The organism is Campylobacter sp. JH23, assembly GCF_017846595.1.
Lineage (GTDB): Bacteria > Campylobacterota > Campylobacteria > Campylobacterales > Campylobacteraceae > Campylobacter_D > Campylobacter_D coli.
Genome location: NZ_JAEQBP010000008.1, coordinates 1 through 10361 on the forward strand (window position 1 = coordinate 1; position 10361 = coordinate 10361).

9 protein-coding genes and 1 pseudogene are annotated in these 10361 nt (G+C 31.4%); 1 reads left to right on the forward strand and 9 read right to left on the reverse strand.

Going from position 1 to position 10361, the window contains the following annotated elements; translation table 11 throughout:
• The 4 genes and pseudogenes from KAR88_RS08060 to KAR88_RS08075 form a co-directional block, all read right to left on the reverse strand.
• Positions 1-529 (reverse strand): cache domain-containing protein (locus KAR88_RS08060; RefSeq protein ID WP_192801275.1); only part of this gene is annotated, 529 nt, incomplete at its 3' end.
• Positions 526-886, reverse strand: a pseudogene (locus KAR88_RS08065) (hypothetical protein). The gene KAR88_RS08060 and the pseudogene KAR88_RS08065, both read right to left, overlap by 4 nt.
• A 169-nt stretch (positions 887-1055) precedes the next feature.
• Positions 1056-3572: a molybdopterin guanine dinucleotide-containing S/N-oxide reductase gene (locus KAR88_RS08070; RefSeq protein WP_192801276.1), complete on the reverse strand. Its 2517-nt coding sequence runs from the start codon at positions 3570-3572 to the stop codon at positions 1056-1058.
• Positions 3573-3583: 11 nt separating this feature from the next.
• Positions 3584-4156 (reverse strand): cytochrome c3 family protein, encoded by a 573-nt coding sequence (locus KAR88_RS08075; RefSeq protein WP_002794818.1) that lies wholly within the window; start codon positions 4154-4156, stop codon positions 3584-3586.
• A 335-nt stretch (positions 4157-4491) separates the two neighbouring features.
• Between KAR88_RS08075 and KAR88_RS08080 the strand changes: the two genes are divergently transcribed.
• Complete coding sequence (locus tag KAR88_RS08080) at positions 4492-5304, forward strand: type II CAAX endopeptidase family protein (RefSeq protein ID WP_002794814.1); 813 nt, start codon at positions 4492-4494, stop codon at positions 5302-5304.
• A gap of 3 nt (positions 5305-5307) precedes the next feature.
• On the opposite strand, the gene purF is transcribed toward KAR88_RS08080, so the two are convergent.
• From purF to KAR88_RS08105, 5 genes are all read right to left on the reverse strand, one after another.
• The gene (gene purF, locus KAR88_RS08085) at positions 5308-6645 is read right to left on the reverse strand and encodes an amidophosphoribosyltransferase (protein WP_002795813.1); all 1338 of its coding nucleotides are present in this window, start codon (positions 6643-6645) and stop codon (positions 5308-5310) included.
• Position 6646: 1 nt separating this feature from the next.
• A complete protein-coding gene (gene dapB, locus KAR88_RS08090) occupies positions 6647-7375 on the reverse strand; it encodes a 4-hydroxy-tetrahydrodipicolinate reductase (protein WP_002781848.1) in 729 nt (242 codons plus the stop codon).
• A 69-nt stretch (positions 7376-7444) separates the two neighbouring features.
• Positions 7445-8626 carry a replication-associated recombination protein A gene (locus tag KAR88_RS08095; protein WP_002781850.1) on the reverse strand — a complete coding sequence of 394 codons (1182 nt, stop codon included), beginning with the start codon at positions 8624-8626 and terminating at the stop codon, positions 7445-7447.
• Positions 8626-9774, reverse strand: a complete 1149-nt coding sequence (locus KAR88_RS08100) for a hypothetical protein (protein WP_002787562.1) — start codon at positions 9772-9774, stop codon at positions 8626-8628. Before KAR88_RS08100 ends, KAR88_RS08095 begins: the two co-directional genes overlap by 1 nt.
• Positions 9775-9876: 102 nt before the next feature.
• Positions 9877-10230: a hypothetical protein gene (locus KAR88_RS08105; RefSeq protein ID WP_002777931.1), complete on the reverse strand. Its 354-nt coding sequence runs from the start codon at positions 10228-10230 to the stop codon at positions 9877-9879.
• Positions 10231-10361 lie beyond the last annotated feature (131 nt).

Here is a 10361-nt window from a genome sequence, read left to right on the forward strand (position 1 = left end):
TAGCATCTTGTTCTAAACCTTGTTTAGTAGCAAGGATGTTTTCGTTGATAGCTTTAGAGATTTGACCAAATTCATCATTGGTTTTTACATCAATAGTAGAAACATTTTTAGTTTTATGGTTGATGAAGTTGAAGAAAGAGGTGATATTTGCATCTATTCCTTGAACTCCAACAATAAGATTTCTATAGAATATAAAAATAAATGGTATAATGATTAATATAAAGATTATAGAAAACAATACAGTCTTGAAAAAGCTTTTGGAAAAAAATGATAATAATTCTTCCAAACTTCTATCGATATAAGGTTCTAAAGTGTCTTTGTACACACCAGTGGAAATCCATAAATCATCTGCGTTAGGTATTAAATAGCTATATGCTGTTTTTTCTGCAATTGTATTTTCTCCATTGGGTTGAGGTTTTGTAAAGTGAAAGGTAACAAACCCTCCTTTATCTAATGCTCTTTGGTATAATTCTCGAACATAAAAGATTCCATTTTCATCTTTTGCATTATGTAAATCTGTGCCAATCAAGTCTTTTCTAACAGGATGGGCTTTGACGGTTGTTTTTTGATAGACAAAAAAGTATCCGCTTTAATCCTCTTCTTTAATCCTCTTCAAATCTAAAATTTTCAATTGCGGTAGCGATATTTTTATTTTTTCTTTTTCATCATCAACATCTTTGATTAAATCCCCTAAAGCAATAGCCATTGATTTGGTTAAAAGTTCAACTTTAATGTCTATTTCCTTGTTGATTAAATTTTTTGTTGTTTGGGCAATTTTTTGACTTCCTTTTAGATTGTTGTAATAAAAAATTGCAAAAGTTGCCAACATTGAAATAAAACAGATGGCTCCCAACATAAGCATTTTTTTACGAATTGATAATTGCATAAACACTCCTGAACTGATTTTTGAGCGCATATTTTGCCTATAAAGGTTTTAATTCATATTAAATTTGAAACAATTGTCATTTTGATTTAGATGTTTTAATTTTTTGGATTAGATTGCTTTTATGTGTTTTTAAGCTAAAGAAAGTCCTAAGACTTTCTTTAAGATAGAGTTAAATAGCACCTTTTGGAGCGCTAAAAGCATTAAGAGCTGGAAGTGTGCCTGTAAATTTTTCTATATTTACAAGTCCTGTATGCGCTATATTACCATTTGCAAGTTTTGAGCTTGGAATATCTATGGTTAAGACATTTGCATTTCCACATTTGCAAAGCCCATTTTCGTCAGGATCATACCAAGCGCCTTCACATAGTCTTACTACGCCTTGCATGATATCATCACTTATAATTACACCTGCTAAGACCTCTCCGCGTTTATTAAAGACTCTTACAACATCACCATTTTTAACACCAAGTTTTTTTGCATCTTTGGTATTTATCAAAATCGGCTCTCTATCTTTTATCGCATAAGTATCTCTTAAACTTGTGTGGCAAAGCTGAGAATGCAAGCGATCTTTTGGATGGTTCGTGAGTAGATGAAAAGGTGCTTCTTTGGTAGCATTTCCAAGCCATTCAATCGGTTCAAACCAAGTAGGATGCGCTTTGCAATCATCATAATTGTAATTTTTGATTGTTTGAGAGTAAATTTCAATCAAGCCTGATTCTGTGCCTAAAGCATTAAGGATTGGATCTTCTATAAATTCTGAAAAACGTGTCCATTCTAAGCTTTCTGCAGTGGCTTCAAAAGTAATAGGTTCGTTTTTTGCCCAAAATTCTTCAAAATTTGGCATAGGAGTAGCAAAAGCCTCACCAAAGCTTTGAGTTTGTTTTAAGGCACTATCATAATATTCTTTGATGAAGTCTTTTGCTTTTTTGCCCTTTTCTGTATAAGCATTGTATACATTTTGACCATAAACTTTGAAAATATCAGCAAAAATTATATAATCATCTTTGCTTTCACCCACCGGTTCAACGGCTTGTTTCATTGGCACTATATGCATATTAGAATAATCCCCACTCATAGTAATGTCATCTCTTTCATAAGATGAAGTTGCAGGCATTACAATATCTGCCATTTTCGCTGTTGGAGTCCAATAAATTTCATTAACTACTACAGTACGAGGTTTTCGCCATGCTTTTACATTGGTATTGGTATCTTGATGATGCACGAGCGGATTTCCACCTACCCAGTAGATAAAATCAATATCAGGATAAGTAATTTTGCTACCATTGTGATCTATGGTTTTGCCAGGGTTAAGTAAAGCATCTGCTATTCTTGCTACAGGGAAAGAATAACTTGCAGCATTTTGAAGCCATTCTGCGCCACCGCTTGCTTGGTTTGATTTAGCCAAACCTTGAAATTTGCCATTTTTCCAAATTCCTAAGCTTTCAGCATTGATTCCGCCGATTACCCCACCTTTGCAAGTTGGCACACCTCCATTGCTATAATGGTAACTAAGCCCAAAACCACCTCCTTTGGTACCGATTTGTCCTATCATAGAAGCTAAAGTTACAAGCATCCAGTGTGGTTGCTCGCCATAATGAGCTCTTTGCATACCCCAACCACTCATAATCATAGTAGGATTATCGTAGAAAATTTCAGCTAAATTCTTAATCATCTTTTCATCGATACCACAAATTTTGCTTGCCCATTTAACATCTTTTTTGATACCGTCTTCTTTTCCATCAAGATAATCTTTAAATTTATCAAAGCCAGTAGTATAATTTTCTAAAAATTCATAATTAACTTTATTTTGAGCAATCAAATGACTTGCCATACCCATCATCAAAGCTACATCGGTATTTGGGCGTGGTGCTACCCATTTTGCATTTAAAAATTGAGCTGTATCGGTTTTTACAGGATCAATGCAAATAACTTTTATTTTCTTTTCTTTAAGTTTTTCAAAATAAGCCAAACCTCTTTGTTCTGATGCAGTCCAAGCAATGCGTAAAGTAGAAATCGGGTCAGCGCCCCAAATAACGACATATTTAGAATGCTCTAAAATATTTTCCCATGAGGTTTGCTGTTCATAAACTTCAATGGAACCAACCACATAAGGCATAATAATCTGAGAAGCCCCTGTAGAATAGTCTCCAGTAGCGCCAACAAAACCACCTGTAACATTTAAAAATCTATGTAATAATATTCTAGCATTTTGCATATTACCACTTGATTTCCAACCATAACTTCCACCAAAAATAGCACTTGTACCCTTAGCTTCTCTTGTTTTTTTGAGTTCTTTTGCGATAAGTTTTATAGCTTCATCATAACTTACACGAACAAATTCATCTTTTCCACGAAGTTCAGGTTTAGGATTGTCAGGGTTTTCAAGATAGGATTTGCGTACATAAGGATATTTTACGCGAGATTTATAAACCATATCTGCGGTGTAATGCTGCAAAGGATTATCCATCTTAGTGATTTTTTCCCAAGGTTCACTTTTAATGATTTTACCATCTTTTATGGTAAGCTTTAAAATTCCCCAATGAGCTGCCGTGATGACTTCACCGTTTTTTACAAGTCCAAGACTTACTTTTGTAGCTTCTGCACTTTTTCCTGCACCTAAAGTCGGAATAAGGGGTAAAGTACTTAATGCTGCACCAATTTTTAAAAATCTTCTTCTATCTAACATAGCCTTTCCTTTTATTTTGCTTTAAAATCTTTTGCGTTTTTTTGTAAATATTGTATTACTAGCCACCTATCTTTTTTATCAATCCCTGTTCTATCTGTCATAGAGCGAAAAACAGCAGGCCAAGCATTAGCGGTAAATTCTTTTTCAGGATGTAAGGCATGGCAAATTCCGCAATTTTCAGCAAAAAGATTTTTTGCACGACTTAACATTTCTTTATTGTCTTTAGCAAAATCTTTTTTATCTGCCCAAATTTCAAGGCTCACCTTATCCCATTTACCATTTTTTCCCGCACTTGTTTGTGAGAAATTGAGTTTTGTATTTTTAGAAAAAGCAGCAACAATGATTCTTTGGGAATCGTTAAAATAAATCACAGAAGGAGCTTTGGGATTTACATATCCATCAACTTTTATTAAAACCCTATCTTTATCACTTTTTAAAATTTCAAAAGCATTTGTAGGTAAAAGCCTTCCTGTAACTTTAGTATCATCTTTGTTAAGATAAAGCGATACAACTTCATCTGTATAGGCTATTTCCTTAGCCCATAAACATGTCGCCAAGACAAAAAAAGAAATGAAAATTTTCATTGTCAATCTTTGATAATAATTATAATAGTATTATTTAAATAATTAATTATTCATTAATAAGATATTTTTTATTCTATATGTAAATATTTAATATTTCTATATTATTCCTTATGATTTCAAACTCATAGGGCTGATATTTTATCATCAATGAAATTTAAATGTATTTTAAAAATTAAATTGTTTATTTATGATAAATTCATATTTTTTATGATTGAAACAAGCTTTGCTTGGGTTTTTTTAATCACTTATATGAGTGATTTTTATAGATATTTAATTTTTTAAGTGATACTATTTTTGCGAAATTTGATGAAATTAAAAAAAAAGAGAAATAAAATATGATCTTAACTTTTATCTTATTAGCCTTAGCTTTGGCCTTGCTCTCATTTAAAAAAATAAAATTATCTTTTGTAGTATTGGTAATCAGTGGATTTTTGGCTTATTATCATAATATCATAGAAATAAGTTTTATTGTTTTTGTGGGTGTATTTTTTTTATTGTCCTTGTATTATAAAAATAATAAAAATGTATTTTTAGAGCTTTTGATAGTGGCATTTTGCTTGCTTTTATTTTTGCATTTTATTCCAGGTGTTAATAATGTAAAAATTCTAGATAAAGTTCATGCAAGTGAGTATAGTAGCGCTTTTACTTTGTATTTTAGTTTTGATAAGCCTTTGGGTGTTTTTTTACTCTTTTTGCTTATGCCAAGTTTGTTTGAGAATTTAAATAGAATAAAACCAAAATTATTTCAAGCAGCGTTATTGTTTGCAAGTCCTTTTTTGCTTTTATCTATCCCTTGGTATTTGGGTGTAATTAAAATGGAAATAGGCTTTCCTTCTTGGATAGTGTATTTTTTATTTTCTAATTTATTTTTGGTTGCTTTGGTTGAAGAAGCATTTTTTAGGGGTTATTTACAACAAAGATTACAAGGTTTGATAGGGGGTGTAGGAGCGCTTTTAGTCGCAAGTTTGGCATTTGGAGCGGCGCATTATAAAGCAGGTAGTTTGATGATAATCTTTGCTTCTTTGGCAGGTTTGATTTATGGAATGGCTTGGAGATATAGTAAGAGTTTGTGGCTTAGTGTATTTTTTCATTATGGTTTAAATTTAACACATTTGTTTTTCTTTACTTATCCCTCTTATGTAAAATAGAGATTATTTGATAAAATAATCTCCATCAAAGCTAATTAAAGAATATTTTCTCTCATCCCCTATGCTTTGAGTTAATTCTTCGATACTTAAAAAGCTAAGTGAATCTGCTTCCACATATTCGCGTACTTCTTCTAAATTTTTATTAGCGCTAATGAGTTCTTCAAAGGTTGGAGTATCGATCCCATAAGTATCTGGAAATTTAATTTCAGGGCAAGCTATGGCCAAGTGAATTTTACTTGCACCTGCGGCACGAAGTAGGGAAATGATTTTTTTAGAAGTTGTCCCACGCACTAAACTATCATCTACTACGACAATTTCTTTATCTTTTAGAACTTTATGCATAGGATTTAATTTTAATTTAACTTTTAAATTTCTAAGCTCTTGAGTAGGTTCGATAAAGGTTCTACCTACATAATGGTTTCTAACTATAGCCATTTCAAGTGGAATTTTTAAATATTGTGAAAAGCCTATGGCAGCACTTACGCCACTATCTGGAACAGGCACTACAAAATCAGCACTATGAGTAAATTTCTTTGCCAAAGCTTCGCCCATTTTTTTGCGTATCTCATACACGCTTTTTCCTTCTATAATGCTATCAGGTCTAGCAAAATAAATATATTCAAAAGCACAAATTCTAGGCTCTTGTTTAAAAAGTTCTATGCTTTCAAATTTATCATTTCCTTGAGTGAAAATAATCATTTCTCCAGGTTTAACATCGCGTATAAATTCTGCTTCTATAAGATCAAAAGCGCAAGTTTCGCTTGCTACGATATAGCCTCCATTTTTTAAGCGCCCTAAAGATAAAGGACGCACCCCATAAGGATCTCTTACAACATAGAGCTTGTCTTTACTTGCTAAAACAAAACAATAAGCCCCTATGCATTCTTGCAAACTTTCGATAAATCTATCTTTTAAGCTTTCTTTTTTACTTCTTGCTATGAGATGAACGACATTTTCAGTATCCATATTGGTTTGAAAGATAGCTCCATCTTCGATGAGTTTTGATCTTACTTTTTCTTTGTTGACTAAATTTCCATTGTGTGCTAAAGCAATATCCCCTAAGACTGAAGTCGCAGCTACGGGTTGGGCATCATTTAAGCTTGAATTTCCCGCGGTAGAATAGCGATTGTGTCCTATGGCGATTTCACCTTCTAGGGTTTTTAGATTCTCAGGGTTAAAAATTTGATTTACTTCGCCTTTGGCTTTGATAGTTTTGATAGTTTTACCATTGCTTACACTAATCCCGCTTGCTTCTTGTCCTCGGTGTTGCATGGCAAAAAGAGCATAGTAAGCATAAGTACTTGCATTTTTTGAATTTATAACTCCTACTACTGCACACATTTTAAATTCCTAAAAAATCATTAATTGAGTACATTTTTGGCTTTTGTGCATTAAGCCAAATAGCGATTTTAATCGCTCCTTTAGCAAAAGTTGCTCTTGAAGTTGCGGTATGGTTTAATTCTAAAAATTCACCCTCTTCATAAAAGCCCACAGTGTGGCGTCCTACAATATCTCCACCTCTTAGACTCATCACGGCAATTTCATCTTTGCTTCTTTCGCCTATGATACCATCTCTTCCGCTGATTCTTACTTTTTCAAGATCTAAATTTCTAGCTTTTGCTACACCTTGTGCTAAAGTCATAGCAGTACCACTTGGAGCGTCTTTTTTGTGACGATGGTGCATTTCTAAAATTTCTATATCAAAATTTCTTAACATTTGGCTTGCTTTGCTAGCCAGATGGTTTAAAACTGCAACCCCTAAAGACATATTAGTCGCATAAAAAACAGGCATTACTTCGCTTGCATTTTGCATTAAATGCAGGGTTTTTTCATCCAGCCCTGTTGTGCCAATTACTAAAGGTTTTGGCATTGTTCTTGCGTAATTTAAGAGTTCGTGAGTGCCATTTGGAGATGAGAAGTCGATGATAACATCACTTTTTTCAAAAAATTCTTCTAAATTATCACCCTTATCAAAAAGTGCAGCTGCTTTTGCTTTAGTTTCACTTTTTAAACATTCTTCGATCTGTTTGCCCATGCGCCCTTTAGCGCCATAAATTCCTATGTTTATCATTGTGTCTTATTTTTTCCTTAAAGATAAAATTGCATTTTAACATTTATTTTGTAAATTTTTTATAAGAAATCAGGACTTGATGTTTTTTAATTTGCTTAAATTTTCAAGCAATCTCGCTTCTTCTCCTATGCCCTTGCTTTCATAGAATTTTAAATTTGCACTCAGGTAGTTTTGCTTCACCCATCCGCCAAAATTGTGCGGATAAAGGTAATTTTTCTTTTCAGGATGATTATTGTTTAAATAATTGGGGATTTCAAGTGCAGGATTGTTTTTTACATAATCTAAGGCCTTGTTTATAGCATTATAGCTTGAATTTGATTTTGGAGCACTTGCTAGATAGACAGCGCATTGAGAAAGTATAATTCTTGCTTCAGGATAGCCGATATTTTTTACTGCGGTAAGAGTAGAAACGGCTAAATTTAAAGCATTAGGATCGGCATTGGATATATCTTCACTTGCAAAGATAATCAAACGCCTAGCGATAAAATCAGCACTTTCTCCTGCATCAATTAAACGAGCAAGATAATAAATAGCAGCATCCACATCGCTTCCGCGCAAACTTTTAATAAGAGCACTTGCTAAAATATAATGAGTATCTTTTGAGCTTACACCCTCGCTATTTACTCCGTTGCGAAGTTTTTTTAAATTTTCTAAAGTGATTTCTTTTTCATTTAAAACCAAAGCAAATTCAAGTAAATTTAACATTGCTCTAGCATCGAAGCTTTTTAGTAAAAATTCTTTAGCATTATCTTCTATTTTAAATGCTATTTTTTGTTGTACTCGCTCTAATAAAAGTTCTAAATCTTTTTGCCCAAGATTTTTAAATTCAAAAAGCATAGAGCGACTTCTAATGCCTGAACTTAAAACAAAATAAGGATTTTCAGTACTTGCACCTATAACAATGCAGCGATAATTTTCCATAGGAATTAAAAGCATTTCTTGTTGAGTTTTACTCAAGCGATGAATTTCATCGATAAAAATAAGAGGTTTATAAAGGCTGTTTTTGTAATTTTCTATGATTTTTCTTAAATCCTCAAGTTTGAAATTTCCACCATCAAATTCATAAAAATCAAGCCCAAAATCCTTAGCTACAACTCTAGCAAAGGTTGTTTTTCCACATCCTGCAGGTCCAAAAAATAAACTATGGGGAAGTTTTTGCATACTGATAAATTTTTTAAATACTTCTACAAGTTCTTGTTGGCCTAGAATTTCATCTAGGGTTTTGGGACGAAAATTTAAAGCTAAACTCATCAGTTTAAATTTATATCCGTAAATTCATTGCCATTGATTTTAAGCTGAGTTTTAGTATCACTATCATAATGAAGATCCATGATAAACATACCCTCTTCATTTTTTATAAAGTATTGATTTAAACCTCCAAAAAATTGCCCCCAAGTAAAGATTTCATCGGGCGATTTTAAACTAGAAATTTGAATATGAGCTTTATGACTTTGCATTGATAAAAAGATATTTCCTTTGATGTTTATATCTTGATTATCTTTTTTTAAAGTGATATTTTGTATTTGTAAGTTTAATTCTTCATTGGAAGGTTTAAAAATCAATTTATCATCAGAAATATCAGGTTTTTTTTGACTATAAATGAGATCAAAATTGATTTGATCAAAATCAATACTTTGATAAATTTGAGAAGTTAAATCTATATTTAGATTATTTGCTTTGCCTTGAGAATGCATTTTCAAGGTTTGATTATCATCATCAAAATAAATGATATTTTTATTATAAAATGAAGAGATTGTATGATTATTGATTTCGCAAAAATCAAATTTAAACTCTTCTACACTTTCGTTAAATTGTATTAAATTAGAAAACGATATAGGTTTTTCAAATTTTTGTTGATGGTCTAGGTTTTTTAGATAGAATTTTGCATAAAATTGAGAAAAATCAACTTGACCTATTTTTGAATAAATAGCTTTAATTTTTAAATCTTCTTTATCCAGTAAAATTTCAGTTAAAACATTTTCCCATAATGCATTTCCACCTTCATTGCTTAAATTGATATCTTGAAATTGAATTGATACATTAAGATCATTTTGAATAGATTGTATCTTAAACCAAGCTAATTCTTTATTTTGTAATTTATCATCTAAGAGTTTGAAGGGATTGCTAAGTTTTCCTTGTGCTATAAATTTTGAAAAATAATTATTGTTAAATTTAAAATCAAGCTTTGAAATTAAACCTAAATTATACTTGTCTTCTATGGTAAAATCAGCCTTTGAATTTAAAAAACCTTTATGGAAATTGATATTTTTTATCTCATAATAGGGATTTTGTGTTTGAGTAAGATTATAAAAAAAACTTTCATTAATATGTCCCATATAAAAAATTTGCGCAATGAAGCAAAGAAAGATAATAATAGGAATTATAAGTAGTTTTTTCAATCTTTTTTCCTTAAACAAATTTAAGTACTATTTTACAAATTCCTTGCTAAAAAAAGTTTAAATTTTGAAGAAATTAAATTTGCTTACTAAAAAGTAAGCAAATTAATAAGCTTTTTTGTAACACTCTATATCAATTTCTCTTGCTACAGGAATCGCAGGTGCTTGAGTAGGATTAGATGAATATCCAGGATAGTAAAGTTTTACTTCAAGAAAATCTCCTACTTTTAAATCTTTGAATTTTCCGTGTTTATCCATTCCAAAAATCCCACAATTATCCATATCAATTTCAGTATTTGGCAATATCCTTACAGCCATTTGCCCGCCATAGATTGAATCTATAAGTAAAGTTTTATTATTATCATAAACCTCTGCTATAGTACCTTGAAGTTTTACACTATCTGCAAGAAGCATAGAGCCTGTTAAAAGTGCTGATGCGATTAAAATACCTTTTTTCATTTTGTCTCCTTTTTTAAAAGTGATGACATTATAAAATTTTTAAGTGAAGTGAGTGTGAAATTGGATAAAATATAATTTTTTAGATATTTGATTTGAGTTTTTAAAAAATATCAATGAATTTTTAATTAAAA

Bases quoted from the DNA above. Each gene is read 5' to 3' on its own strand.
- KAR88_RS08095 (WP_002781850.1), bottom strand. From the start codon at position 8,626: ATGAGTTTAGCTTTAAATTTTCGTCCCAAAACCCTAGATGAAATTCTA.
- dapB (WP_002781848.1), bottom strand. From the start codon at position 7,375: ATGATAAACATAGGAATTTATGGCGCTAAAGGGCGCATGGGCAAACAG.
- KAR88_RS08105 (WP_002777931.1), bottom strand. From the start codon at position 10,230: ATGAAAAAAGGTATTTTAATCGCATCAGCACTTTTAACAGGCTCTATG.
- purF (WP_002795813.1), bottom strand. From the start codon at position 6,645: ATGTGTGCAGTAGTAGGAGTTATAAATTCAAAAAATGCAAGTACTTAT.
- KAR88_RS08070 (WP_192801276.1), bottom strand. From the start codon at position 3,572: ATGTTAGATAGAAGAAGATTTTTAAAAATTGGTGCAGCATTAAGTACT.
- KAR88_RS08080 (WP_002794814.1), top strand. From the start codon at position 4,492: ATGATCTTAACTTTTATCTTATTAGCCTTAGCTTTGGCCTTGCTCTCA.
- KAR88_RS08075 (WP_002794818.1), bottom strand. From the start codon at position 4,156: ATGAAAATTTTCATTTCTTTTTTTGTCTTGGCGACATGTTTATGGGCT.